The sequence below is a fragment of the Streptomyces clavifer genome (assembly GCF_036345975.1).
Taxonomy (GTDB): Bacteria; Actinomycetota; Actinomycetes; order Streptomycetales; family Streptomycetaceae; genus Streptomyces; species Streptomyces clavifer.
On record NZ_CP107793.1, the window covers coordinates 1,876,840 to 1,902,077 of the forward strand.

20 protein-coding genes are annotated in these 25,238 nt (G+C 72.6%); 10 read left to right on the forward strand and 10 right to left on the reverse strand.

Annotated features, from left to right (window positions below; translation table 11 throughout):
* Positions 1-774: a S1 family peptidase gene (locus OG927_RS07995; protein WP_056783903.1), complete on the reverse strand. Its 774-nt coding sequence runs from the start codon at positions 772-774 to the stop codon at positions 1-3.
* A 256-nt stretch (positions 775-1,030) separates the two neighbouring features.
* Here OG927_RS07995 and OG927_RS08000 point away from each other — a divergent pair, with 256 nt between their 5' ends.
* On the forward strand, positions 1,031-1,939 hold the full coding sequence (locus OG927_RS08000; RefSeq protein WP_319103314.1) for a hypothetical protein: 909 nt from the start codon (positions 1,031-1,033) through the stop codon (positions 1,937-1,939).
* A 38-nt stretch (positions 1,940-1,977) separates the two neighbouring features.
* Positions 1,978-3,117, forward strand: coding sequence for an ankyrin repeat domain-containing protein (locus OG927_RS08005; RefSeq protein ID WP_330319902.1), 1,140 nt, complete (start codon positions 1,978-1,980; stop codon positions 3,115-3,117).
* A 52-nt stretch (positions 3,118-3,169) separates the two neighbouring features.
* On the opposite strand, the gene OG927_RS08010 is transcribed toward OG927_RS08005, so the two are convergent.
* From OG927_RS08010 to OG927_RS08035, 6 genes are all read right to left on the reverse strand, one after another.
* Positions 3,170-4,861, reverse strand: coding sequence for a DEAD/DEAH box helicase (locus OG927_RS08010; protein WP_124282641.1), 1,692 nt, complete (start codon positions 4,859-4,861; stop codon positions 3,170-3,172).
* A 198-nt stretch (positions 4,862-5,059) separates the two neighbouring features.
* Positions 5,060-5,263, reverse strand: a complete 204-nt coding sequence (locus tag OG927_RS08015; protein WP_015607926.1) for a cold-shock protein — start codon at positions 5,261-5,263, stop codon at positions 5,060-5,062.
* A 503-nt stretch (positions 5,264-5,766) separates the two neighbouring features.
* The gene (locus tag OG927_RS08020) at positions 5,767-6,414 is read right to left on the reverse strand and encodes a TetR/AcrR family transcriptional regulator (RefSeq protein WP_056783912.1); all 648 of its coding nucleotides are present in this window, start codon (positions 6,412-6,414) and stop codon (positions 5,767-5,769) included.
* 210 nt (positions 6,415-6,624) lie between these two features.
* Positions 6,625-7,125 (reverse strand): pyridoxamine 5'-phosphate oxidase family protein, encoded by a 501-nt coding sequence (locus OG927_RS08025; RefSeq protein WP_056783916.1) that lies wholly within the window; start codon positions 7,123-7,125, stop codon positions 6,625-6,627.
* 194 nt (positions 7,126-7,319) lie between these two features.
* Positions 7,320-7,886: a HutD/Ves family protein gene (locus OG927_RS08030; RefSeq protein ID WP_330319903.1), complete on the reverse strand. Its 567-nt coding sequence runs from the start codon at positions 7,884-7,886 to the stop codon at positions 7,320-7,322.
* Entirely contained in the window at positions 7,883-8,626 is a 744-nt protein-coding gene (locus tag OG927_RS08035; protein ID WP_330319904.1) for a vWA domain-containing protein, read from the reverse strand. Before OG927_RS08035 ends, OG927_RS08030 begins: the two co-directional genes overlap by 4 nt.
* Before the next feature lie 165 nt (positions 8,627-8,791).
* Between OG927_RS08035 and OG927_RS08040 the strand changes: the two genes are divergently transcribed.
* Entirely contained in the window at positions 8,792-9,706 is a 915-nt protein-coding gene (locus tag OG927_RS08040; RefSeq protein WP_124282639.1) for a rhomboid family intramembrane serine protease, read from the forward strand.
* A 180-nt stretch (positions 9,707-9,886) separates the two neighbouring features.
* On the opposite strand, the gene OG927_RS08045 is transcribed toward OG927_RS08040, so the two are convergent.
* The 3 genes from OG927_RS08045 to OG927_RS08055 all read right to left on the reverse strand — a co-directional run bounded on the left by OG927_RS08045 (position 9,887) and on the right by OG927_RS08055 (position 17,018).
* Positions 9,887-11,347 carry a glutamate synthase subunit beta gene (locus OG927_RS08045; RefSeq protein WP_056783935.1) on the reverse strand — a complete coding sequence of 487 codons (1,461 nt, stop codon included), beginning with the start codon at positions 11,345-11,347 and terminating at the stop codon, positions 9,887-9,889.
* Entirely contained in the window at positions 11,340-15,899 is a 4,560-nt protein-coding gene (gltB, locus tag OG927_RS08050; protein WP_056783940.1) for a glutamate synthase large subunit, read from the reverse strand. Before gltB ends, OG927_RS08045 begins: the two co-directional genes overlap by 8 nt.
* Before the next feature lie 384 nt (positions 15,900-16,283).
* Positions 16,284-17,018, reverse strand: coding sequence for a VIT1/CCC1 transporter family protein (locus OG927_RS08055; protein WP_056783944.1), 735 nt, complete (start codon positions 17,016-17,018; stop codon positions 16,284-16,286).
* A 248-nt stretch (positions 17,019-17,266) separates the two neighbouring features.
* On the opposite strand from OG927_RS08055, the gene OG927_RS08060 reads away from it, so the two are divergent.
* From OG927_RS08060 to OG927_RS08090, 7 genes are read left to right on the forward strand one after another with little or no spacing between them, the layout of a single operon-like run.
* Positions 17,267-18,445, forward strand: coding sequence for an ADP-ribosylglycohydrolase family protein (locus OG927_RS08060; protein WP_330321304.1), 1,179 nt, complete (start codon positions 17,267-17,269; stop codon positions 18,443-18,445).
* A complete protein-coding gene (locus OG927_RS08065; protein ID WP_330319905.1) occupies positions 18,442-19,827 on the forward strand; it encodes an ADP-ribosylglycohydrolase family protein in 1,386 nt (461 codons plus the stop codon). The genes OG927_RS08060 and OG927_RS08065 overlap by 4 nt, the downstream gene beginning before the upstream one ends.
* Positions 19,763-20,956: an ADP-ribosylglycohydrolase family protein gene (locus OG927_RS08070; protein WP_056783950.1), complete on the forward strand. Its 1,194-nt coding sequence runs from the start codon at positions 19,763-19,765 to the stop codon at positions 20,954-20,956. The genes OG927_RS08065 and OG927_RS08070 overlap by 65 nt, the downstream gene beginning before the upstream one ends.
* Positions 20,953-22,320 (forward strand): ADP-ribosylglycohydrolase family protein, encoded by a 1,368-nt coding sequence (locus tag OG927_RS08075; protein ID WP_330319906.1) that lies wholly within the window; start codon positions 20,953-20,955, stop codon positions 22,318-22,320. Before OG927_RS08070 ends, OG927_RS08075 begins: the two co-directional genes overlap by 4 nt.
* Positions 22,317-23,201, forward strand: a complete 885-nt coding sequence (gene rbsK, locus OG927_RS08080; protein ID WP_056783957.1) for a ribokinase — start codon at positions 22,317-22,319, stop codon at positions 23,199-23,201. The genes OG927_RS08075 and rbsK overlap by 4 nt, the downstream gene beginning before the upstream one ends.
* Entirely contained in the window at positions 23,198-24,394 is a 1,197-nt protein-coding gene (locus OG927_RS08085; protein WP_056783962.1) for a CaiB/BaiF CoA transferase family protein, read from the forward strand. The genes rbsK and OG927_RS08085 overlap by 4 nt, the downstream gene beginning before the upstream one ends.
* Positions 24,391-25,212 (forward strand): HpcH/HpaI aldolase/citrate lyase family protein, encoded by an 822-nt coding sequence (locus OG927_RS08090; protein ID WP_319100738.1) that lies wholly within the window; start codon positions 24,391-24,393, stop codon positions 25,210-25,212. The genes OG927_RS08085 and OG927_RS08090 overlap by 4 nt, the downstream gene beginning before the upstream one ends.
* Positions 25,213-25,238: the final 26 nt, after the last annotated feature.

Consider the following 25,238-nt stretch of genomic DNA (forward strand, 5'->3'; position numbering starts at 1 on the left):
TCAGAGGGTCGCGGCCGCGGACGCGATGGCCGCGGCGAAGGTCGACACCTCGGTGTACACGCCCGGGTAGCCGGCGCGCGCGCAGCCCTCGCCCCAGCTGACGATGCCGACCTGGATCCAGGCTCCGGCGTTGTCCTTGCGGAACATGGGACCGCCGGAGTCGCCCTGGCAGGTGTCCACGCCGCCCGTGCTCACGTAGCCGGCGCAGAGCTCCTCGGCGGGGACGAGGTCGCTGCCGTAGGCCTGCCGGCAGACGGTGTCGGAGACGTACGGAACGGTGGCCTTGAGCAGGTAGCGCTGCTGGCCACCGCCCTCGGTGGCCGCGCCCCAGCCCGCGACGGTGAAGTTGCCGGTGTTGTAGGCGGTGGTGGTGGCGATCTTCAGGGTGGGCTGGCTGATGGGCTTGGCGAGCTTGATCAGCGCCCAGTCCTTGCCCTTGCCGTTGTAGCCGGGGGCCTGGAGGACCTTGGTGGACTTGACCTTGACGGCGCTGGTGGACTGCAGGTCGACGACACCGCCGGTGGCGGTGATCGAGGTGTTGTTTCCGGAGCCGTTCACGCAGTGCGCGGCGGTCAGCACGATGTCCTGTGCGTAGAGCGCGCCGCCGCAGCCCATGGAGAGCCGGACCATGAAGGGGAATTCACCCTGGGCGGCCCGGGTTCCGCCGACGACGGGGGCGGGGGCGGCGGAGGCGCTGGGCTGGAGGCTGAGGGCGGCCAGGGCCACCGCGGCGACGACGGAACATCTTTTGAGGGTGCGCAGAAGCTGCTTCAAGGGACTGCCTGCTTTCGGGTGGGGGGTTCAGCGGGGGGTTCAGGTGCAGGCGTGCGGACGTGCCGGTCCAGGTCAGGGCTGCAGCCGACGCAATTCTCGACATGCTCCCGACAAGACCGATCCGATTATCGGGAAGCGATCACCGCTGCCACAAGGCAGGAATTCCGGCCAAGATCAGTGGGCCGTCAACCGGCCGGCTCCCCCGCGCGTCCGCCTAGAGTGAGATCGGCCGGGCACGATCGACGGGGGTGGGGACGTGAGTGACGGCAGGAGCGTCGACGGGAGTCCGGTCGTCCACGGGTTTCCGCATCTCGACACCGTCAGGGCCTCGATCACCGCGCTCTACCGGCGGATCTCCCCCGACGGGGTGCGCAGGTACGCCACGAGCCTCGCCCCGGCCGACGCGGCCTTCTCCGACGCGGACGACCTGCACCTCGGCGCCCAGCGGGTGGCGCGCGCCCTGGTGCAGCACCTGCACCTGCCGGAGGCCCGCGTCATCGTCGGATTCCGGCCCATGGAGCATGCCGCCAGTGTCGAGCTCGCCGCGGGCCCCGAGTACTTCATCGAGCTCAACGACCGCTTCCGTACGCACCGCAGGGACATCGGGGCCGCGCTGGCGCACGAGATCACCCATGTCCTGCTGCACCGGCTGGGACTGGAGTTCCCCGGCACCCGCGACAACGAGATCCTCACGGACACGGTGACCGCGTACCTCGGCGCGGGCTGGCTCCTGCTGGACGCCTTCCGCGAGGACGCGACATCGAGCCAGAAGCTCGGCTATCTCACCCCCGAGGAGTTCGGGTACGTACTCGCCGAGCGCGCGCTCGTCTTCGGTGAGGACCCGTCCGTGTGGTTCACCAGCCCCCAGGCCTACACGGCGTACAGGAAGGGCCGGGACCGGGCCGGGCACGACCACCACCGGCCGCCGCTGGCGTCGGCCGGGTGGGCGGGCCGCCGGCGCTACGCCAAGGACCGGCGCCATGCCGGGGAGCACCCGGGGGCGGGCCCGGACCCGTCCGTCCCCTACGCCTTCGAGAACGGGTCCGCCGGCCTCCGGGTCTCGTTCGCCTGCCCCACCTGCCACCAGCGCATCCGGGTCCCGGTCCGGGGCCGGGTGCGCGTCCGGTGCGGACTGTGCCGCACGGTCCTGGAGTGCGACACCTGAGTTTCGGGCAGGGTCAGGGACCGCCGTAGGGTCGTTGTATGACGAACGATCCGGCCGGGGACCCGAGCAGCCTCTTCGAGGCGTTGTACGACGGCGACAACGCCGTCGTGCGGGCGCTCCGCGCGGGTGCGTCCGCCGAGTCGAGCGACGAGGAAGGGACGACCGCGCTGTATCTGGCTGCCGTGCAGGACCTTCCCGGCGCGGTCCGGCTGCTGCTGTCCGTGGGCGCGGACCCGAATCGGGCGAGCGGCCCGGAGGCCGGTGACCTGCCGCTGTGCGGGGCGGCGTGCGGCGGGCACACCGAGGTCGTCGAGGCGCTGCTGGCCGCCGGGGCCTGGCCGGACCTGCGCGAGGAGTTCGGTTTCACCGCACTGCGCTGGGCGTGCGGGCTGGGCCATGCGCGGATCGCGGAACTGCTGCTCGACCACGGTGCGGACCCCGGCCTGCCCGGGCCCCGGGGCGAGTCCCCGCTGGTGGTCGCGGCCCGCCGGGGCTCGGCGCGCACCGTACGCGCGCTTCTCGGGCACGGCGCCCCGGACCCGGCCCCGGCGCTGGAGGAGGCCCGGCGCGTGCTGGCCCTGGACGTCGAACAGGAGCTGCGTGACGCCCTGGCCGAGCTGTACGGGGACGGCGCGCGGCACGGTATGGCCGTGCGCCGCACGGCCGTGGACGGCGGGCTGACCGTCACCGTCGAACTGCTGCGGGACGGCGAGCCGTTCGCGGGCCAGGACCAGCAGACCGGGCACGGCGCGATCGCGACGCTCCTGGAGCACGCGCTGGGGCTGCGGGCCTCCTTCGAGGAGCTGGCGGCCAGGGCCCTGCGGTACGGGGACCCCGAGCTGGACAACTGGCACGAGTCGGTGGGGGCGTTGTGGCTGCGCGGCGACGAGGAGACGTTCCAGGCGGCAGCCGCCTGGACGGCGGGCGACGATCCGCTGCGCCGGGCGTTCGGTGCGCAGGTGCTGACGCGGCTCGGATTCGACAGCGGCGCGAAGCCGTTCGCGGGGCGTGCGGTGCCGCTGCTGCGGGAGCTGGCGGGGGAGGCCGGGGACACGGTGCTCGGCACGTCGGCGGAACGGGCGCTCGCCCACTACGAGGCACCGGTCGCCCTGCCGCGGGAACCGCACGGCACCGCCGATCGGGGCACGGACCGGGAACGGTGGCGGGGGCGGACATGACGACGGGCACGGCGGCCGGCCGAAGCCGGTCACCGTGCCCGGGAGTCCTGGGTTACGCGGCCCGCCGTCCGCGCCCGGCGCCACCGGCCCGGCCCGCTCCGGCCCCGCGGGCGGATCCGCCCGCGCCACCGGCACCACCACGCCCGGCACCGCCGCCCGCACCACCACGCGCGGCACCGTTACCGGCACCACCGCGCGCGGCACCGCCGCCCGCACCACCGCGGGCCGTGCCGCCGCCGCCCTGGGCGGCGCCGGCACCCGCGCCCGTACCGCCGCGACGTCCACGGCCCCGGCTGCCCGAGCGGAAGGCTCCGCCGGCTGCCGAGCCGGAGCCGGATCCCGTACCCCGGGTACGCGGCTTGGGCTGCGTCGGCTGCGGCACCTCGATGACGATCGCGACACCGGACGGTTCACGGGCGCCCGTGATCCGGCTGAGCTCCTCGTCGCTGGACTTGATCCGGGTGGTGCGCGGCGCGATGCCCGCGTCCGACATCAGCCGGGTCATCTCCCGCTTCTCCTCGGGCAGCACCAGCGTGACGACGCTGCCGGACTCCCCGGCGCGCGCCGTGCGCCCGCCGCGGTGGAGGTAGTCCTTGTGGTCGGTCGGCGGGTCCACGTTGACGACCAGGTCGAGGTCGTCGATGTGGATGCCCCGGGCCGCGACGTTCGTCGCGACCAGCGCCGTGACCTCGCCGTTCTTGAACTGGTCCAGCGTCCGGTTGCGCTGCGGCTGCGAACGGCCGCCGTGCAGGGCCGCGGCCCGCACACCGCTGGCGAGCAGCCGCTTGGCGAAGCGGTCGGCGGCGCGCTTGGTGTCGACGAACATGATGACCCGGCCCTCGCGGGCGGCGATCCTGGTGGCGACGGCCTTCTTGTCCGTCTCGTCCGCCACGTGCAGCACATGGTGCTCCATGGTGGTGACGGCACCCGCCGACGGGTCGACGGAGTGCACGACCGGGTCGGTCAGGAACATCTTGACCAGCCGGTCGATGTTCTTGTCCAGGGTCGCGGAGAACAGCATCCGCTGCCCGTCCGGCTCGACCTGCTTGAGCAGCGCGACGACCTGCGGCATGAAGCCCATGTCCGCCATCTGGTCGGCCTCGTCGAGGACGGTGATGGCGACCTCGTCGAGGCGGCAGTCGCCCCGCTCGATGAGGTCCTTGAGCCGTCCCGGCGTGGCGACGAGCACCTCGGCGCCGCGGCGCAGCGCGTTGGACTGCCTGCTGATCGACATGCCGCCGACGACCGTGGCCACGCGGAGGTTCACGGACGTCGCGTACGGCGTCAGCGCGTCGGTCACCTGCTGGGCGAGCTCACGGGTCGGGACGAGGACGAGGGCCAGCGGGGCGTGCGGCTCGGACCGGCGTCCGGCGGTGCGCGCGAGCAGGGCCAGGCCGAAGGCCAGGGTCTTGCCGGAGCCGGTGCGGCCGCGGCCGAGGATGTCCCGGCCGGCCAGCGAGTTCGGCAGGGTGGCGCCCTGGATGGGGAAGGGGTCGGTCACACCCTGGGCGGCGAGGGTCTTCAGCAGCGCGGCGGGCATGTCCAGCTCCGCGAACGCCTCGACGGCGGGCAGCGCGGGGGTCATGGTCTCCGGCACGGCGAATTCGCCGCCCTGCGACGGTGCGGGCCTGCGACGGGCCGGCGCCTTGCCGGAGCCTCGGGTGTTCGCCTGCGGCCGGTCCGTGCCGCGCCCCCTTATCGGGCGGTTGCGGGTGGGACGGTCCTGGCGTTCGGAGCGGGTCATACGGAATTGCCCTCCTGGGGGGATTCCTGGGGTTACTGCCGACTGCTGCGGACTGCTTGATGTGCGCCCCAGGATGCAAGCACAGAGCAGGTGTCCCGGACACGGAGCGTGTGGGGGACGGTACGAGCTGGAAACAGCACAAACCGGGGCCCGCACCTTCACGGTGCGGGCCCCGGCTGCGAGGTACGCGTCCGGCAATTAGGCCGGGACGATGTTCTCCGCCTGCGGGCCCTTCTGGCCCTGCGTGACGTCGAAGGAGACCTTCTGGCCCTCCTGGAGCTCACGGAAGCCCTGGGTGGCGATGTTGGAGTAGTGGGCGAAGACGTCGGCGCCGCCGCCGTCCTGCTCGATGAAGCCGAAGCCCTTTTCCGAGTTGAACCACTTCACGGTTCCAGTAGCCATGTCATTCTCCTAAAAGAGGTGCAGTGCCGGAAATCCGCACTTTACGAATTCCAAGTCGCCGCATTGAGCCCCATCCGGAGAAAGCCGGAAAACAATAAAGCGCCTGAGGAGGGTTCCCGTCAGGCGCACATAAAGTTCATGGGTACCAAAACTGCAACTGGGCAACCGTAGCACGTTCTGTCGCCGAGCGGCAGGGTCCGCCGGTCCGCCACGCGGAAGGGTTCGCTGACCAGGGCGGTCGCCGGGGCCGCAGCGGAGGGGTTCCGGAATCGTTTCCGCGGCCTTACCGCACTGTTCTCCCATGGGTTGCGCGCCCTTCGGCGGGGTCCCGGAACCCCTGGGCCCACCGGCACGGCCGGCCGCACCGGCATTCACCCGAATGCGACATCCGGGCGAGTCGCGCGAGCCCGCACGGAGCGGACGGACTCGGCAGGTTCACCGTACGGGTTGGTCCGGCCGGGTGCCTTCGGGCGACGCCTTCCGGCGGCTCCCGGGCGGATTCATCACGTACGCGAGGCAATGCCGTCGTTCATCAGGGAAAGGCACCGGCGGGCGAGCTCCTCGGCACCGGGTTCGTCCCCCGGCCGGTACCAGGAGGCTGCGCCCCAGACCATGTCGCGGAGGAAGCGGCCCGTGGTGCGGACGTCCAGGTCCGCACGGAAGGACCCGTCGGCGACGCCCCGCTCGAGTGCGCGCAGCCAGGGGTCCTCGAAGGCCGCCCGCGCGTCTGTGAGGTAGGCGAAGCCCGGCCGCGTGGAGAGGTGCTCGGCCTCCTTCCGGTAGATGGCGACGGCGGCCCGGTTCCTGTCGATCTGCCGGAACGACTCGGCCACCAGAGCTTCGATCGTCTCCCACGGACCCGGACCTGGAGCGGCACCGGGACCGGCGGTGGTGGCGGGACCGGCGCCGAGCACTTGGTCGTACCCGGCCCGGAGCCCGGCGAGGAAGGTGGAGAGGATCTCGTCGACCATCGACTCCTTCGAGTCGAAGTGGTGGTAGAGGCTGCCCGCGAGCATCCCCGCCTCGTCGGCGATCCTGCGGACGGTGGTGGCGTCGTATCCGTGTGCGGCGAAGACCTCTGCGGCGATGGAGAGCAGTTCGCTGCGGCGCTCGGGTGAGGAGGCCGCCGGGGACTTCTTCTTGATAGGCACCCGTCCATTGTCCGTCCGGCCGGGCCCGGGCCGGACGGACCGGGGTCTCGCGGACCGGGCGCCCGGCCGGGCCGCGGAGCCGGGGCGTGCCCGCCTTCCGGGGCGGCCGTTCAGCGCGTCTCAGCACAGGCGGCGTTCAGCGCCGTCTCCGCGGAGGCGGGCCGTTCAGCGCCCCGGGGCAGCCGGACGCCCGACCCCCGCCCCCGACGCTCAGGCCTCGCGGGGCGGGCTGTCGTCGTTGCCCCTGCGGAGGGTGCGCAGCGGCAGTCCGGGGCGCCAGACCTGGACGACCAGGTCGTCCCCGTCGAGCCCGGTGCGGACCACTTCCGCGGGCTCGGCGCGGAACAGGAGGAAGGGTTGCGGCGGCGTGACCGCCTCGACGAAGCGCGCCAGCACGGCCGGATCGGTGATCTCCACGGCGCGGCCGGAGATCCGGACGTCGCCGTGGGCCATCTCCGCGTCGGGCCCCGGATTGGCCTGGAGGGCGAAGCGGGGGTCCCGCCGCAGGTCCAGGGCCTTGCGGGAGTTCGGCATCATGCCGAGCCACATGTCGTCCAGCCGGAATTCCACCTCCAGTCCGGTCACCCGGGGCGACCCGTCCTTGCGGAGGGTGGCCAGGACCTGGTGCTTGTACTGCTGGAACCGCTTCTGGACGGTGTCGGAGAAGGCCGGTTCGGCCGCCCGGAAGTCTTGCCACGTACTCGATGTCATGCGGCCATCGAATCCCGGAATCCCGACATCCTCTGTCGGGATTCCCAGGATTCTCGAGACGTCACCGGATCGGGTGCCGCCCTGGTGCGGTCGCGGTGTCCGGGACGGAGCAGGGACGAGGGCAGGACAGGGAGACGAGCGGGTGCAGGCCGGCACGAGGACAGGGCAGAGGCAGGGCAGGCCGTACCCCTGCCTCACCCGCCGGGCAGGGTGACGACCACCGCGTAGCCCCGGGTCCGCAGGATGCCGGGCGACTCACCGACGGCCAGGACCGCGTCGTAACGCGCCAGTTCGACGTCCGTGGCGCCCGCCAGCACCGCACCGTCCTCCAGGGAGACGGCAACGACCGCGCCGCCCTCCGGCGGGATCAGCCGTACGGTCCCTCGGACGACGGCGGTCGACGCCGGCGGGCGGTCCCGCCGGTACATGACGTTGAGGTTGACGACGGGGCCGGCCAGGAGACGGCCTTCCGTGCGGAGGTCACCGGGGAAGTCGTGGGGCCACAACGGTTCGTCGACGATGTGGTGTTCACCGCCGACCATCAGGTCCATGCCGTCGCCCTCGACGACGGTCAGTGTGCGGTCCAGGCCGGGGAAGTGGGAGAACGGGCCGTCGCGGGCCACCTCCGCCAGGCTGATCCGCCAGTCGGCGGTGCCGGCCGCCGCGTCCTCGGGGGCCGCCGCGATCTGCCGGGTCACTCCCCCGCCGTTGTGCCAGGGCACGGCCGTGCGCCCGGCCGCCCTCAGTACGCGCAGGGTCACCGCACGACCCCCTGCGCCCTCGCCGCGGCGAGCCAGTGGGGGAATTCGGCCACCAGCCGGTCGTACAGCTCGGCGTCCGGGACGGTCCGGGGGTCGGAACCGGCGTGGAAGAAGCCGGCGTTGTCGAGGGGGCGCTTGTCGGGTACGGCCAGTTCGTCGAGCCTGCGCAGGAAGTCGAACTGCGAGCTCCGTCTGTCGCCGAAGCCGACGAACTGCCAGAACAGCGGCAGCTTCGCCGCCTTGCAGAGGTAGCGTTCCGCCGCGTGCTTGCTGACCGGTCCGCCGTCCGTCTGGAAGACGACGAGGGCGGGCGCGGTCGAACCGCTGTCGAGGTAGTGGTCGATGACGGCGTCCATGGCCAGGTGGTAGCTGGTCCTCCCCATGTGCCCGAGACCGGCCACGATCGCGTCGATACGGCCGTGGTGGCTGTCCAGGGCGATCTCGGTGACCGCGTCGACGTCCGTGGAGAAGAACACGACGGGCACCCGGCCGTCGTCGTCCAGATGGGCGGACAGGCCGAGCACCCGGTCGGCGAGCGCCTGGACGGTGCCGTCCCGGTAGTACTCCCTCATCGAACCGGAGTAGTCGAGCACCAGGTAGACCGCGGCCCGTTGGCCGCTCACCCCGTACTTGTCCAGCGACACACGCGCGTTCTCGTACGGGCCGACGAGCGCGGGTGCCCGCTCCCGCACCTTGCTCAGGCTGATGGCCGGACCCGGGGCGGCGGACGAGCCTGCCATGTCGGTCTCCGATCAGGGGTTCTCGGCGGCTGCGGTGCCGGCCGCGGGGCCTTCGAGCCTACGGGCTGCCCGACCCAGGTGTGCCCGTCGCCCCCGGCGTTCGCTATCTTGAGCGCCGCCGCCCCGGCGGCCCCTCCTCCCCGTCCACGAATGAAGGAGCCGGCCATGGAGGCCGCCGCCACCACGTGTTACCGCCACCCGTCGTACGAGACGTATGTGCGCTGCACGCGCTGCGACCGGTACATCTGTCCGGACTGCATGCGGGAGGCCTCGGTCGGTCACCACTGCGTGGAGTGCGTGAAGGAGGGGCAGCGTTCGGTCCGCCGGGCGCGCTCCCTGTTCGGCGGCGAGGTGCCGACGGCTGCGACGCCGGTGGTGACGTACACGCTGATGGTGCTGAACATCGTCGCCTACGTCGTCGAGGTGGTCCGGTCCGGGACGGTGGACCGGTTCGGGATGCTCGGCGCGGTGCTGGTCGACGCGGAGGGCGGGCGCTACTACTACGAGGGCGGGTCCGTTCCCGGACTCGACCTGATCGGGGTGGCCGGCGGCGAGTGGTACCGGCTGCTGACCGGGGCCTTCCTCCATCTGCCGCCCGACGCCTCGTTCGGTGTGATGCACCTCGTCTTCAACATGTTCGCGCTGTGGAACCTGGGACGGGTCGTCGAGGGGCAGCTCGGCCGGGCGCGGTATCTGGCGCTGTACCTGCTGTCGGCGGTGGGGGGTTCGGTGCTGGTGTACCTGGTCTCGCCGGAGACCACGGCGGTCGGCGCCTCGGGGGCGATCTTCGGTCTGGCCGCGTCCTTCTACGTCATCAACCGGCGGCTGGGCCGGGACATGCGGGCGGTCAACCGCTTCATGGCGGGATTCCTGCTCTGGATGGTCGTCTCCGCCGCGTTCACCTCGTGGGAGGGCCACCTCGGCGGTCTCGTGACCGGCGGTCTGGTGACCTACGGACTCGCCTACGCCCCGGCGAAGCTGCGGACGTCCGGGGTGCAACTGGCCGGGGGGATGGTGCTGGTCGCGCTGCTGGCCCTGGTGGTGGCCGTGAGGACGGCTTCCCTGACCGGCGCCGTCTGAGCCGGGTCGGCGGTGCCTGCCGAGGGCGGACCGGCCGGTCCGCCCTCGGCAGGCACGCCTTGACCCCCCGGGGCGGGCCCCGGGACGCGTCACGGCGCCCGCCATGGTCCGGTCGGGGACGAGGCGGGCGCCGTGTTCAGTTCCGTACGCCGTTGTACGGGACGTCTGTGTGTGCCGTGATCAGACCGTCAGTGAACGGTCCGTCGGGCGGATCGGGGCCGGCAGTGCGCTGGCCCCGGTGAGGAAGCGGTCCACGCCGCGTGCCGCGGAGCGGCCCTCGGCGATGGCCCACACGATCAGGGACTGGCCGCGGCCCGCGTCACCGGCGACGTAGACGCCGTCGACGTTGGTCGCGTAGTCCTCGTCGCGCGCGATGTTGCCGCGCTCGTCGAGGCCGAGGCCGAACTGCTGGACGAGGCCGTTGGCCTGGTCGGTGCCGGTGAAGCCCATGGCCAGGGTGACGAGCTGGGCGGGGATGACACGCTCGGTGCCGGCCTTCTGCTCCAGCTTGCCGTCCTTGAACTCCACCTCGATGAGGTGCAGGGACTGGACGTTGCCGTCCTCGTCGCCCTCGAAGTGGGTGGTGGAGACGGAGTAGACCCGCTCGCCGCCCTCCTCGTGCGCGGAGGTGACCTTGTAGAGCATGGGGAACGTCGGCCAGGGCTGGTTGGCGTTACGGTCCTCGCCCGGCTGCGGCATGATCTCCAGCTGGGTGACGGAGGCCGCGCCCTGCCGGTGTGCGGTGCCGACGCAGTCGGCGCCGGTGTCGCCGCCGCCGATGACGACGACGTGCTTGCCCTCGGCGGTGATCGGGGTGACCGTCAGGTCGCCCTCCTGCACCTTGTTGGCGAGCGGGAGGTACTCCATCGCGAAGTGCACGCCGTTGAGCTCACGGCCCGGGACGGGCAGATCGCGGGAGACGGTGGCACCGGCGGCGATGACGATCGAGTCGTAGCGGCGGCGCAGCTTCGCCGCGTCGATGTCCGTGCCGATCTCGATCTCCGTGCGGAACTTGGTGCCCTCCGCGCGCATCTGCTGGATGCGGCGGTTGATGTGCGACTTCTCCATCTTGAACTCGGGGATGCCGTAGCGCAGCAGGCCGCCGATGCGGTCGGCACGCTCGTACACGACGACCGTGTGGCCGGCCCGGGTGAGCTGCTGGGCGGCGGCCAGGCCGGCCGGACCGGAGCCGATGACGGCGACGGTCTTGCCGGAGAGGCGCTCGGGCGGCTGCGGGGTGACGTCGCCGCTGTCCCAGGCCTTGTCGATGATGGAGACTTCGACGTTCTTGATGGTGACGGCCGGCTGGTTGATGCCCAGCACACACGCCGACTCGCAGGGAGCGGGGCACAGCCGCCCGGTGAACTCCGGGAAGTTGTTCGTGGCGTGCAGGCGCTCGGACGCGGCCGACCAGTCCTCGCGGTAGGCGTAGTCGTTCCACTCGGGGATGAGGTTTCCGAGGGGACAGCCGTTGTGGCAGAACGGGATGCCGCAGTCCATGCAGCGGCCGGCCTGCTTGCTGATGATCGGGAGCAGCGAGCCCGGAACGTAGACCTCGTTCCAGTCCTTGACGCGCTCGCCGACGGGCCGGGTCTGCGCGACCTCGCGGCCGGTGGTCAGGAAGCCCTTGGGGTCAGCCATTGGTCGCCGCCTCCATCATCTTCTCGGTGGTCTCCTGCTCGGAGAGACCGGCGAGCTCAGCGGCGTCCTTGGCGGCGAGCACTGCCTTGTAGGCGGACGGGATGATCTTGCTGAACCGGGCCACCGAGGTGTCCCAGTCGGCAAGCAGCTTCTCGGCGACCGTGGAGCCGGTCTCCTCCTGGTGGCGGCGCACGACGGCGTGCAGCCACTGCGTGTCGGAGTCGTCGAGCGCGCAGACGGCGCCGAGGTTGCCGGTGTTGACGTTGTCGGGGTCGAGGTCGATGACGTAGGCGATGCCGCCGGACATGCCTGCCGCGAAGTTGCGCCCGGTCTCGCCGAGTACGACGGCCCGGCCACCGGTCATGTACTCGCAGCCGTGGTCGCCCACGCCCTCCGAGACGACGGTCGCACCGGAGTTGCGGACGCAGAAGCGCTCGCCGGTCCGGCCGCGCAGGAACAGTTCGCCGCCGGTAGCACCGTAGGCGATGGTGTTGCCCGCGATGGTGGAGTACTCGGCGAGGTGGTCGGCGCCGCGGTCCGGGCGGACGACGACACGGCCGCCGGAGAGGCCCTTGCCGACGTAGTCGTTGGCGTCGCCCTCCAGTCGCAGCGTCACACCGCGCGGTACGAACGCTCCGAAGGACTGGCCGGCGGAGCCGGTGAAGGTGATGTCGATGGTGTCGTCGGGCAGGCCCGCACCGCCGAACTTCTTCGTCACCTCGTGGCCGAGCATGGTGCCGACGGTGCGGTTGATGTTGCGGATCGCGATCTGGGCCCGGACCGGCTGGGCGGCCTCGGCGCTGTCGGCGCCGAGGGCGTCGGCGGCGAGCTTGATCAGCTGGTTGTCGAGCGCCTTCGCCAGGCCGTGGTCCTGCTCGGCGATCTGGTGGCGCACCGCGCCCTCGGGCAGCTCGGGCACGTAGAAGAGGGGGGCCAGGTCGAGGCCCTGCGCCTTCCAGTGCGTGACGGCCCGATCGGTGTCGAGGAGCTCGGCGTGGCCGACGGCCTCCTCGATCGTGCGGAAGCCGAGCTCGGCGAGGATCTCGCGGACCTCTTCGGCGATGAACTCGAAGAAGTTGACGATGTACTCGGCCTTGCCGGAGAACCGGTCGCGCAGGACCGGGTTCTGGGTGGCGATGCCGACGGGACAGGTGTCGAGGTGGCAGACGCGCATCATGACGCAGCCGGAGACGACGAGGGGCGCGGTCGCGAAACCGAACTCCTCGGCGCCGAGGAGCGCGGCGATGACGACGTCGCGGCCGGTCTTGAGCTGGCCGTCGGTCTGGACGACGATGCGGTCGCGCAGGCCGTTGAGCAGCAGGGTCTGCTGGGTCTCGGCGAGGCCGAGCTCCCAGGGGCCGCCCGCGTGCTTGAGCGAGGTCAGCGGGGACGCGCCCGTTCCGCCGTCGTGGCCGGAGATGAGGACGACGTCCGCGTGGGCCTTGGACACACCGGCCGCGACCGTGCCGACGCCGACCTCGGAGACCAGCTTCACGTGGATGCGGGCCGCCGGGTTGGCGTTCTTGAGGTCGTGGATCAGCTGGGCCAGATCCTCGATGGAGTAGATGTCGTGGTGCGGCGGGGGCGAGATCAGGCCGACGCCCGGGGTGGAGTGCCGGGTCTTGGCGACCCACGGGTAGACCTTGTGGCCGGGCAGCTGGCCGCCCTCGCCGGGCTTGGCGCCCTGCGCCATCTTGATCTGGATGTCGTCCGCGTTGACCAGGTATTCGCTGGTCACACCGAAGCGGCCGGAGGCGACCTGCTTGATGGACGAGCGGCGTGCCGGGTCGTACAGCCGCTCCGCGTCCTCGCCGCCCTCACCGGTGTTGGACTTGCCGCCCAGCTGGTTCATGGCGATGGCGAGGGTTTCGTGCGCCTCCTGGGAGATGGAGCCGTACGACATGGCGCCGGTGGAGAAGCGCTTGACGATGTCGGAGACGGACTCGACCTCGTCGAGGGGGACCGGCTCGCGGCCCGACTGGAAGCCGAAGAGGCCGCGGAGCGTCATGAGGCGCTCGGACTGCTCGTTGACCCGGCCGGTGTACTTCTTGAAGATGTCGTACCGGCGGTTGCGGGTGGCGTGCTGGAGGCGGAAGACCGTCTCCGGGTCGAACAGGTGCGGCTCGCCCTCGCGGCGCCACTGGTACTCGCCGCCGATCTCCAGCGCGCGGTGCGACGCGGAGATGCCGGAGGCGGGGTACGCCTTGGCGTGCCGGGCGGCGACCTCCTTGGCGACGATACCGAGTCCGGCGCCGCCGATCTTGGTGGCGGTGCCGTTGAAGTACTGCGCGACGAAGGCCTCGTCCAGGCCGACGGCCTCGAAGACCTGGGCGCCGCGGTAGGACGCGACGGTCGAGATGCCCATCTTGGACATGACCTTCAGGACGCCCTTGCCGAGCGCGTAGATCAGGTTGCGGATGGCCCGCTCGGGCTCGATGCCCTCGATGAACGTACCGGCGCGGACGAGGTCTTCGACGGACTCCATCGCGAGGTACGGGTTGACCGCGGCGGCGCCGTAGCCGATCAGCAGCGCGACGTGGTGGACCTCGCGGACGTCACCGGCCTCGACCAGCAGGCCCACCTGGGTGCGCTGCTTGGTGCGGATGAGGTGGTGGTGGACGGCCGAGGTGAGCAGCAGCGAGGGGATCGGTGCGTGCTCGGCGTCGGAGTGCCGGTCGGAGAGGACGATCAGGCGGGCGCCGTCCTCTATGGCGGCGTCGACCTCGGTGCAGATCTCCTCGATCCGGGCTGCGAGGGCGTCGCCGCCGCCGCTGACCCGGTAGAGACCGGCCAGGGTGGCGGCCTTCATGCCCGGCATGTCGCCGTCGGCGTTGATGTGGATGAGCTTGGCCAGCTCGTCGTTGTCGATCACCGGGAAGGGCAGCGTCACGGCGCGACACGCTGCGGGGCTCGGTTCCAGGATGTTGCCCTGGGGGCCCAGCGTGGAGCGCAGTGAGGTGACGAGCTCCTCGCGGATGGCGTCCAGCGGCGGGTTGGTGACCTGGGCGAACAGCTGGGTGAAGTAGTCGAAGAGCAGCCGGGGGCGCTCGGAGAGCGCGGCGATCGGCGAGTCGGTGCCCATGGAGCCGAGGGGTTCGCCGGCGGTGCGGGCCATCGGGGCGAGGAGGACGCGGAGCTCCTCCTCGGTGTAGCCGAAGGTCTGCTGGCGGCGGGTGACCGAGGCGTGGGTGTGGACGACGTGCTCGCGCTCGGGGAGGTCCTCGAGCTCGATCTCACCGGTTTCCAGCCACTCGGCGTAGGGCTGCTCGGCGGCGAGGGACGCCTTGATCTCGTCGTCCTCGACGATGCGGCGCTCGGCCGTGTCGACGAGGAACATCTTGCCGGGCTGGAGACGGCCCTTGCGGACGACCTTCGCGGGGTCGATGTCCAGGACACCGACCTCGGAGGAGAGGACGACGAGGCCGTCGTCGGTGACCCAGTAGCGGCCGGGGCGCAGACCGTTGCGGTCGAGGACCGCACCGACCTGGGTGCCGTCGGTGAAGGTGACGCAGGCCGGGCCGTCCCAGGGCTCCATCATCGTGGAGTGGTACTGGTAGAACGCGCGCCGGGCCGGGTCCATGGACCGGTGGTTCTCCCACGCCTCGGGGACCATCATCAGCACGGAGTGCGGCAGCGAGCGTCCGCCGAGGTGGAGCAGCTCCAGGACCTCGTCGAAGGAGGCCGAGTCCGAGGCGTCCGGGGTGCAGACGGGGAAGATCCGGTCGAGCTGCGCGGCACCGAACAGGCTGGAGGCGAGCTGGGACTCGCGGGCCTTCATCCAGTTGCGGTTGCCCTTGACCGTGTTGATCTCGCCGTTGTGCGCGACGAAACGGTACGGGTGTGCGAGCGGCCAGCTGGGGAAGGTGTTGGTGGAGAAGCGGGAGTGGACGAGCGCGACCCTGGTCGCGAAGCGACGGTCGGAGAGGTCCGGGAAGAACGGCTCCAGCTGCCCGGTGGTCAGCATGCCCTTGTAGACGATCGTGCGTGCGGAGAGCGAGGGGAAGTACACCCCTGCCTCGCGCTCGGAGCGCTTGCGCAGCACGAAGGCCTTGCGGTCGAGGGCGACGTCGGTGCTCGTGCCGTCCGCGACGATCAGCTGGCGGAATTCGGGCATCGTGGCGCGGGCGCCGTTGCCGAGGAGGTCCGGGGCGACCGGGACCTCGCGCCAGCCGAGGACGTCGAGGCCCTCTTCGCCGGCGATCTTCTCGATCTGCCGGACGGCCCCGGTGGAGCCGTCGGCGGGCAGGAACGCGATTCCGACGGCGTAGGACCCCGCCTCGGGGAGGTCGAAGTCGACCTCGTCGCGGAGGAAGGCATCCGGGACCTGAAGCAGGATGCCGGCGCCGTCGCCCGAGTCGGGCTCGGAACCTGTGGCACCACGGTGTTCGAGGTTGCGCAGTACGGTCAGCGCCTGCTCGACCAGCTCATGGCTGGCCACACCGGTCAGAGTGGCCACGAACCCGACGCCACAGGCGTCGTGCTCGTTACGGGGGTCGTACATCCCCTGCTGGGCGGGGCGACCGTCCATGGGCGACCAGGCGTCGGAACGCATCGGCTCTCCCGTCGTCGTCGTGGCATGTGCTGTGCCGAGGGACGACGTTGGCCCTCTGCGAAATTTCGTGCAGGTTACATGATGGAACGCTTCTCAAAAAGCGAATAGGACGTTCCACGATGCGGACACCACGGATACGTGGTGCGGGTGGGTCACGATCGGGCGGATCCTTGTGGATCACCGCTCGGGAGACCGGAGAGCACAGGCGTCGTTGCCCGCGGTGTCTACGGCTCTTGCCCCGCGGTCATGGAATCGAAACCGCCGAGTAACGGCTACTTATGTGTAGCGCCGTATAGGAACTCATTTTACGGCCGCAGGGGCCCATCCGCCCAGTGACGTGCGCCAAGACGTATGTCACACCGGCGCAACGTCCGCGGACCCCGTTCAGCTTCCCGCTGCCACGCCGAAGAGCGTGCCCAGGCCGTAGGTGAGCGCCGCGGCGGCGCCGCCGAGCACGAGCTGGCGCAGTCCGCTGAACCACCAGCTGCGTGCGGTCACCCTGGACACGACCGCGCCGCAACCGAACAGGCCGGTCAGGGCGAGCAGCACGGCGGGCCACAGCGCGGTGGCGCCGAGGAGGAACGGCAGTACGGGCAGCAGGGCTCCCAGGGCGAAGGCGCCGAAGGAGGACACGGCCGCGACGAGCGGGGACGGCAGGTCGCCCGGGTCGATGCCGAGCTCCTCACGGGCGTGGATCTCCAGGGCCTGCTCGGGGTCCCTGGACAGCTGGCGCGCGACCTCCCGGGCGAGTGCGGGCTCGACGCCGCGGGACTCGTAGAGTGCGGCGAGCTCCTCCATCTCGTCCTTGGGGTGCTTGCGCAGTTCGCGGCGTTCGACGGCGAGCTCGGCCTCGACGAGCTCGCGCTGCGAGGCGACGGAGGTGTACTCGCCGGCCGCCATGGAGAACGCGCCGGCGGCCAGACCGGCGAGGCCCGTGATGACGAGGGTCTGCTGGGACACCGCTCCGCCGGCGACCCCTGTCATCAGGGCGAGGTTGGACACGAGGCCGTCCATGGCACCGAACACCGCGGGCCGCAGCCAGCCGCCGTTCACGTCGCGGTGGGTGTGGTTGTCCCGGTGCGCCTCGTGCAGTACGGCGTCGGTCTCGATGATGGACACAGCTCTCCCCTTCTCCGGAAGCGGGCTCCCTGCAATCCCGCCCCCGCTCAACGTGATCGAAAGTACGCGCGAAAAAGGCCTCCCGCCAGCAAGGAAGGCCGTACTTACCTGCCTCCGGGACTCCCTGCCCGGGGTCATCCGTGTGGCCCTTTTGTTGCCGTGATCAGGCTCGCGGGGGCCTTCGCGTGGCACAGATCGCTCAGTCGGCGACCGCCGGCGGCGAACGAAGGGGCGACGCGATGGAGCCGATGGCGGACGGTCCGGCACGACCGCGGGCGGGTGCGGATCCCTGCGGTACGGGTGACCGGGCCAGGGGGGCGCTGCTGGGGCTCGCGGTGGGTGACGCCCTCGGTGCCCCGGCGGAGAACATGCGGCCCTCCGAGATCCGCCGTCGCTGGGGCCGGATCGAGGGCTTCGTCAGCGACGACCCGGCGGGCACGGACGACACCGAGTACGCGATCTTCTCCGGGCTGCTGCTGGCCCGGCACGGTTCGGCACTGACGGTCTCGCACGTCGAGCGGGCGTGGCACCACTGGATCGCCGACCTCGACGAGGGCCCGTTCCGGGGGGCGGGCTTCAGCGAGCGCGGCACGCTGGAGAATCTGCGGCGCGGTCTGGCCGCTCCCATCTCGGCCCAGCACCGGCACGCGTGGAGCGACGGCCTCGCAATGCGGGCGGCGCCTTTCGGCGTGTTCGCCGCCGGCCGCCCGGCCGAGGCCGCACGGCTCGTGGCGGTGGACGGCCGGGTCAGCCATGAGGGGGAGGGCATCTACGGCGGCCAGGCGGTCGCGGCCGGGGTGGCCGCCGCGATGGTGGGGGCCGGGCTCGCCTCCGTGATCGCCGCCGCGCTCTCGGTGGTGCCGATGGACTCCTGGACGGCCCGCTCGCTGCGGCGCGCGGTCACCGCCGCGCAGCGCCCGTACCCGGACCGGCTGACGAGGGAACGCGCGGTGCGCTCCGCGGTGGTGATCGGCGGCTATCCGTGGACGGATCTGGCCCCGGAGGCGGTGGGCCTGGCGTTCGGCGCGTTCACGGCGGCGCGCGGCGACTTCCGTACGGCGGTGCTGACGGCCGTGAACATGGGCCGGGACGCCGACACGACGGCGGCGGTGGCCGGAGCGCTGGCCGGCGCCCTGCACGGTGCGTCGGCGATCCCTCGGGACTGGGCGTCGGCGATCGGCCCGGTGCGGGGCAGTTGCCTGCCGTCGATGCGGGGCTACCACGTCCTGGACATCGCGGAGCTGCTGACGCCGGACGACGCGGACGGCACGGACGGCACGGACACGGAGGACGCGCGGACCGGCCGGGGCGACGACCGCCGGGCCGGAACCCCGCTGCGGCGTGCCCCCGGCCCTCCCGGTTCCCCCGGTTCCCCCGGCTCCCCGTGGGGCGAACCGGCGGCCACCGGCCACGGAGCCGCCCGATGACCGCCGCACAGGGGCCCGCCGCCGCCCCCGCCCCGGAGACCCCGCCCCACCCGGCGCCGGACCCCGGCCTGGAGGATCCCGCTCCCCTGCCGGACACGTCCCCCCGCGTCGCCATCCGCATCACCGCCGAACCGGCCGGCCAGCCCCGCCCCGGCACACCCGCCACGCCGGGGGCACCGACCCCCGGGCGGCAGGCCAGGATCGAGGGGCTGCTGCTCGGGCTGGCGGCCGGGGACGCCGCCGGGTGGCCCGCCGCGCGGCACCGGGCCGCGCGGATGCCCGAGTGGACCCGGCGGCTCACCAGGGAGCTGGACACCTTCGCCGAGCAGAACGCGACGACGACGCTGCCCGTGCCCATCGCCCTCAACCAGCCCCCCGAGCCGCTCCGGCTCGGTCCCTCCGACGACGCCGAGTGGGCCGCGTTCGCCGCCCGGACCGTGCTGGCCGCCGCCGCCGACCACGCCCCCGGCCTCTCACCCGGCCACCGGATGCGGGATGCGATCGACCGGTCGTGGAACGCGCTGGCCGCGAAGGTGGCCGCGGCCAGCGCACGGGCCCCGGAGGTCGAGTCCGCCGTCCTCCCGCTCCGGGCCCGGATCTCCGTACGGGCCGGGCTGGGAAACCTCGCCGCCGGGCTGCGCCCGCCCGCGACCGGTCACGACAATCCGCACTACTTCGACGACGCGGCCTGCGTCAGGGCCGCCGTGCTCGCGGTCGTGCACCCGGGCGATCCCACTGCCGCCGCCGGGCTCGCCGAGTTCGACGCCCGGTACACCCAGGACGGAGACGGGGTGCACGGTGCCCGCGCGATCGCCGCCGCGATCGCCGAGGCACTTGCCGGGGCGGACGTCGACACGATGGTGAACGCGGCGCTCGACCGGCTTCCCGAGGGGACCGAGATCGCCCGCAACGCCGCCCATGCCGTGCGGCTGGCGCGGGAGTTCGCGGACGAGGCTGCGGGTGCCTTCGCCCTCGTCCCCGTGCTGGAGCACCAGATCGTCGACCACGTGTACAGCTACGGGATCGCCGCGGCCGAGACCGTGCCGGTCGCCCTGGCCCTGACCACCGCCGCCCGGGGCGAGATCGCCCAGGCCGTGCCCGCGGCGGCCTGCCTGTCCCGGGTCGCCGACTCGGCGCCCGCCCTCGCCGGGGCGCTGACCGGTGCGCTGGGCGGGATCGGCACCGTTCCGTCGGGCTGGCGCGAGGCCTGCCGGACGCTGGCCGGGTGTGCGCTGCCGCGACTCGCCGGCACGGATCTCATGGAACTCGCCGCACTGTTGGCGGCCACGGACGTCGCCTCGGGTGGACAATTCCGGCATGACTCCCAAAACGTCCGCACCGAACGCGGCAGGCACGACCCCCACGACGCTCACCCTGGATGAGCGGATCACCGGCGCACTCGTCGGGGCGGCCGTCGGCGACGCCCTCGGCGGCCCGGTCGAGGGCTGGACCCCGGAGCAGATCGCCGAGCGCCATGGCGGCCGGGTGACCGGGATCGTCGGCCCCTGGCACGGCGACGACTGGCGCACCGCACGGCCCATCGCGCCGTACCACAAGGGCGACGGACACGTCACCGACGACACCCTGATGACCCATGCGCTGATCCGGGTGTACGAGACGGTGCGCGGCCACCTCGACGCGTACGCCGTCGCCGACCACCTCGTACCGGATCTGATGTCCCGTCCGCGGTGGATCCCGGAGCTGGAGGCCGAGGCGCTGCCCCTGCAGCGGATCTTCCTCGCCGAGAAGTGGATCGTCACACGGCTGCACTACGGTCACGCCGACCCGCGCGAGGCCGGCTCCGGGAACATCGTCAACTGCGGGGCGGCGATGTACATGGCCCCGGTCGGGCTGGTCAACGCGGCCCATCCCGAGGCCGCGTACGCGGAGGCGCTGGATGTCGCGGGCGCCCACCAGTCCTCGTACGGGCGGGAGGCGGCCGGTGTCCTGGCCGCCGCCGTGGCCGCCGCCTGCGCCCCCGGCGCCACGCCCGGGTCCGTCGTCGGGACCTGTCTGGCGCTCGCCAAGGACGGCACCCGGTCAGCGATCGAAGCGGTGTGCGAGGTGGCCTCCCGGCACACCGACTCCGAGTCCGCACTGGCTCCGCTGCGCGCCGCCGTGGCCCCGTTCGACACGGTGGGCCCGCACTACCGCGACCCCTCCCTCGGTGCCCGGCGGCCCTCCCGGCTGCACTCCATCGAAGAGCTGCCGGTGGCGCTCGGGATGCTGCTCGTCGGGGGCGGCGACTACCGGCGCACGGTGCTCGGCTCGGTCAACTACGGCCGTGACTGCGACTCGATCGCGACGATGAGCGGCGCGATCTGCGGCGCGCTCCACGGCGAACGGGCGATCCCCGCCGCCTGGGTGAAGACGGTCTCCGAGGCCAGCCGCCTCGATCTGCACGCCCCGGCGCGGGCCCTGGCGGACGTCGCCCGCGAGGTCTTCTTCCGGGACACGGCACGGCGCCGCGCGCACGAGACCGCGTTCACGGCACTGGCCGGCGTCCGATGACCGTACGGCTGACGTGGGTTCAGCCGGAGGACCTCGTGGGGCACGAGCTGCGCCAGGCCGCCCAGGACGGCCGGGACGCCGGGGACGTCGGGCGGCGCTGGCACGAGGCCGGGGGCCTTCCCGCACCGGAGCGTGCGGGGGCGGCGGACTCCCCCGCGTCGCCCGGACTGCGGACGCTGGCCGCGCGCCTCCTGGACGAACTCGCCCTGCTGGAAAGCCCGTTGGCGGCTGACGAGCCGACCGGCCTGGAAGCGGTCCGGGCAGCCTGCCCGCGCTGGCCCGCTCCCCGGGACCGGCCCGCGGCCCTCGGGCCCGAGCGGCTGCACGCCGCCTGGCTGGGCAGGGCCGCCGGATGCCTGCTCGGCAAGCCCGTCGAGAAGCTGCCCCTGGCCGGCATCCGCGCACTGGCCCGCGCCACCGGCAACTGGCCGCTCACCACCTGGTTCACCGCCCGCGGGCTGCCTGCCGGGCTGGCAGCGGAGTACCCCTGGAACCGGCGCTCGGCAGCCACCTCCCTCGCCGAGAACATCGACGGCATGCCGGAGGACGACGACCTCGACCACCCGCTGCTGACCCTGCTGCTGCTCCGGCGTCACGGACCTGGATTCAGCACGTCCGACCTCGCACGGCTCTGGCTCGACGAGCTCCCGGCAGGCCGGGTGTTCACCGCCGAGCGCGTCGCCTACCGCAACCTGCTCGACGGCATCGAGCCGCCGGACACCGCACGCCACCGCAACCCGTTCCGGGAGTGGATCGGCGCCCGGATCCGGGCCGACGTGCACGGCTGGACCCACCCCGGCGACCCGGGGGCCGCCGCCGCACAGGCCCACCGGGACGCGGTGCTCTCCCACACGGCCAACGGGGTCTACGGAGCGATGTTCACCGCCGCCGCGCTCGCCGAGGCGGCCGGCGGCGAGACGGACGTCCACGGGTGCCTGGCGGCGGGACTGCGCGTGGTGCCGCCCCGCTCCCGCTACGCGCACGCGGTGCGCCTGGGCATCGAGACGGCCCGCGCCGAACCGGACTTCGACACGGTCGTGGACCGGCTGCACACCGTCTACGCGGCCACCCACCACTGGGTCCACGTCCTGCCGAACGCGGCGCTGCTGGCGGCCGCCCTCACCCACGCCGACGGCGACTTCGGCCGCTCCGTCTGCTGCGCGGTGTCGGGCGGCTGGGACACCGACTCGAACGGCGCGACGGCCGGATCGCTCGCCGGCCTGCTGGCCGGGCGGCCCGCCGCGCTGCCCGACCGGTGGACGGCCCCGCTCAAGAACCGGCTCGCCACGTCCGTGAGCGGATTCGACTCCATCGGCTTCGACACCCTCGCCGAACTGACCTACCAGGAGGTACGCCGCCCATGACAGCGATCGCCGTACTCGGCAGCACCAACATGGACCTGGTCGCCTACGTCGCCCGGGCGCCCGGGCGGGGGGAGACCGTCACCGGCAGGGAGTTCAGGACCGTCCCCGGCGGCAAGGGGGCCAACCAGGCCGTCGCCGCGGCCCGCGCGGGCGGGGAGGTGGTGATGATCGGTGCGGTGGGCACCGACGAGTACGGCTCGCTGCTGCGCGCGAACCTGGAGCACGCGGGCGTCGACACGGATCTGCTGCACACCGTCGCAGGACCGAGCGGCACGGCGCACATCGTCGTCGACGACGAGGGGTCCAACGCGATCGTCGTGGTCCCCGGCGCCAACGCCACCGTCACCGCCCTCGGCCCGGGCGAGCACGCCGCCATCGCCGCGGCGGGCCTGCTGCTCCTCCAGCTGGAGCTCCCGCCGGCCGTCGTGAGGGAGGGAGCACGCGCCGCGAGGACCCGCGGCGTACGGACGATCCTGACACCCTCCCCCGTGCAGCCCCTGCCGGCCGGACTCCTGGACGCCGTCGACCTCCTGGTCCCCAACGAGCACGAGGCCGCGGCGCTCTCCGGCTACGGGGACCCGCACGCGGCGGCGGAGATCCTGCTCCGGCAGGTCCCGGAGGTCGTGATCACCCTCGGCGCGAAGGGGTGCCTGTACGCGGCCCGGGGCGGTGAGGCGATCGTGTTCCCGGCCCCCGAGGTCACCGCCGTCGACACGACCGGCGCCGGCGACACGTTCGTCGGCACGCTCGCCGTGGCACTCGCGGAGGGCCGGGCGGTCCCGGAGGCACTGGCCTGGGCGTCCTCGGCCGCGGCGCTCTGCGTGCAGAGACCCGGCGCGTCGACGTCGATGCCGTACCGAAGCGAGATCGATGCCGCATGAGCACGACGACCGCACCCCTCGCCGGCCTCCGGGTCCTGGACCTCGCCACCCTGTTCGCCGGACCGCTCGCGGCCACCATGCTCGGCGACTTCGGCGCCGAGGTCATCAAGGTCGAGCATCCGCGCAGGCCCGACCCCTCGCGCGGGCACGGTCCCGCGAAGGACGGGATCGGCCTGTGGTGGAAGCTGCTCGGCCGCAACAAGCGCAACCTGACCCTCGACCTGTCCAGCACCGGCGGCCGGGACGTGCTGCTGCGGCTCGCCGCGGACACCGATGTGATCATCGAGAACTTCCGGCCCGGGACGCTCGAACGCTGGGGCGTGGGCTGGGAGGAGCTCCGTGCCGTCAACCCCCGGCTGGTGCTGGCCCGGGTCACGGGCTTCGGCCAGTCCGGCCCGTACGCGCACCGGCCCGGCTTCGGCACGCTCGCCGAGGCGATGAGCGGCTTCGCCGCCGTCACCGGGGAACCGGACGGCCCGCCGACCCTGCCGCCGTTCGGGCTGGCCGACTCGATCGCGGCGATCACCACGGCGTACGCGGTGATGACGGCCCTGGCCGGGCGCGACCTCACCGGACAGGGACAGGTGGTCGACATGGCGATCATCGAGCCGATCCTGACCGTGCTGGGGCCGCAGCCGCTCTGGTACGACCAGCTCGGCTACGTGCAGCCGCGCACCGGCAACCGCTCCCGCAACAACGCCCCGCGCAACACCTACCGGACCTCCGACGGTCACTGGGTGGCCGTCTCGACCTCGGCCCAGTCGGTCGCCGAGCGCGTCATGCGCCTGGTGGGACGCCCGGACCTGATCGACGAGCCGTGGTTCGCGGCCGGGACCACGCGCGCCGAGCACGCCGACGAACTCGACGAGGCCGTGGGGTACTGGATCGCCCGGCGCACCCGGGAGGAGGCGCTCTCCGCGTTCGAGAAGGCGGAGGCGGCCATCGCGCCCATCCACGACGTGCGGGACGTGATGGAGGATCCCCAGTACCGCGCGCTGGGCACGATCACCGAGGTCGACGACCCCGAGCTGGGCCCGCTGCGGATGCAGAACGTACTGTTCCGGCTCTCGGGGACACCTGGGTCGGTCCGCTGGGCCGGCCGGCCGCACGGCGCGGACACGGACGAGATCCTGGCCGGACTCGGTCTGTCGGCACCGAAGATCGCGGCGCTGCGGGCCGAGGGGGCGCTGTGAGCGCCCCGGGGGTGGCACTGACCTGGCTGTACGTCCCCGGGGACCGGCCCGCGGTGGTCCGCAAGGCGCTCGGCTCGGGGGCGGACGTGGTGATCGTGGACCTGGAGGACGCGGTCGCCCCGGAGCGCAAGGAGTACGCACGGGCGGCGACCCTGGAGCTCCTGACGGATCCGGTCACGGCCGGCCAGACGGCGGTGCGGGTCCATGTCCGGGTCCACGGCGAGGACGACGTGAAGGCCCTGAAGGAGCTGCCGGGACTGTCCGGGATACGCCTTCCCAAGATCACCCATGCGGCGTCCGTGCACCATGTCGCGGCGCTGGCACCGGGGGTTCCGCTGTATCCCCTGCTGGAGTCGGCACTGGCGATCGAGCACGCCTACTCGATCGCCGGTGCCCATCACGAGGTGCGGGGCATCGCGCTGGGCGAGGCCGACCTGCGCGCGGATCTGGGCGTACGGGACGACGCCGGGCTCGACTGGTCGCGCAGCCGTGTCGTCGTCGCCGCCAGGGCGGCCGGGCTCGACCCGCCCGTGATGTCGGTGTTCCCCGACATCCGGGACCTGTCCGGGCTGCGGTCGTCGTGTGCGCACGGACGGAGGCTGGGGCTGCTCGGCCGGGCGGCGATCCACCCCCGCCAGCTGCCGGTGATCGAGCGGGCGTTCCGGCCGACGGCACAGGAGGTCGAGGCGGCGGAGCAGATCATGGAGGCGTCGATGACGGAGGCGGGCGCACAGGCACTCCCCGACGGCAGGTTCGTCGACGCGGCAGTGGTGGCGACCGCACGGCGCACCCTGACCCTGGCGGGCCGCCCGGCGTGAGCCGCACGTGAAGGGGCCGGCCCCCG

Excerpts from the sequence above, each read along its gene's own strand:
- OG927_RS08010 (WP_124282641.1), bottom strand. The coding sequence starts at position 4,861 with ATGACCCGCTCCGAACGCCAGGACCGTCCCACCCGCAACCGCCCGATA.
- OG927_RS08085 (WP_056783962.1), top strand. The coding sequence starts at position 23,198 with ATGAGCACGACGACCGCACCCCTCGCCGGCCTCCGGGTCCTGGACCTC.
- gltB (WP_056783940.1), bottom strand. The coding sequence starts at position 15,899 with ATGCGTTCCGACGCCTGGTCGCCCATGGACGGTCGCCCCGCCCAGCAG.
- OG927_RS08060 (WP_330321304.1), top strand. The coding sequence starts at position 17,267 with ATGGCGGACGGTCCGGCACGACCGCGGGCGGGTGCGGATCCCTGCGGT.
- rbsK (WP_056783957.1), top strand. The coding sequence starts at position 22,317 with ATGACAGCGATCGCCGTACTCGGCAGCACCAACATGGACCTGGTCGCC.
- OG927_RS08075 (WP_330319906.1), top strand. The coding sequence starts at position 20,953 with ATGACCGTACGGCTGACGTGGGTTCAGCCGGAGGACCTCGTGGGGCAC.
- OG927_RS08005 (WP_330319902.1), top strand. The coding sequence starts at position 1,978 with ATGACGAACGATCCGGCCGGGGACCCGAGCAGCCTCTTCGAGGCGTTG.
- OG927_RS08065 (WP_330319905.1), top strand. The coding sequence starts at position 18,442 with ATGACCGCCGCACAGGGGCCCGCCGCCGCCCCCGCCCCGGAGACCCCG.
- OG927_RS08015 (WP_015607926.1), bottom strand. The coding sequence starts at position 5,263 with ATGGCTACTGGAACCGTGAAGTGGTTCAACTCGGAAAAGGGCTTCGGC.
- OG927_RS08045 (WP_056783935.1), bottom strand. The coding sequence starts at position 11,347 with ATGGCTGACCCCAAGGGCTTCCTGACCACCGGCCGCGAGGTCGCGCAG.
- OG927_RS08025 (WP_056783916.1), bottom strand. The coding sequence starts at position 7,125 with ATGACATCGAGTACGTGGCAAGACTTCCGGGCGGCCGAACCGGCCTTC.
- OG927_RS08035 (WP_330319904.1), bottom strand. The coding sequence starts at position 8,626 with ATGGCAGGCTCGTCCGCCGCCCCGGGTCCGGCCATCAGCCTGAGCAAG.
- OG927_RS08040 (WP_124282639.1), top strand. The coding sequence starts at position 8,792 with ATGGAGGCCGCCGCCACCACGTGTTACCGCCACCCGTCGTACGAGACG.
- OG927_RS08070 (WP_056783950.1), top strand. The coding sequence starts at position 19,763 with ATGACTCCCAAAACGTCCGCACCGAACGCGGCAGGCACGACCCCCACG.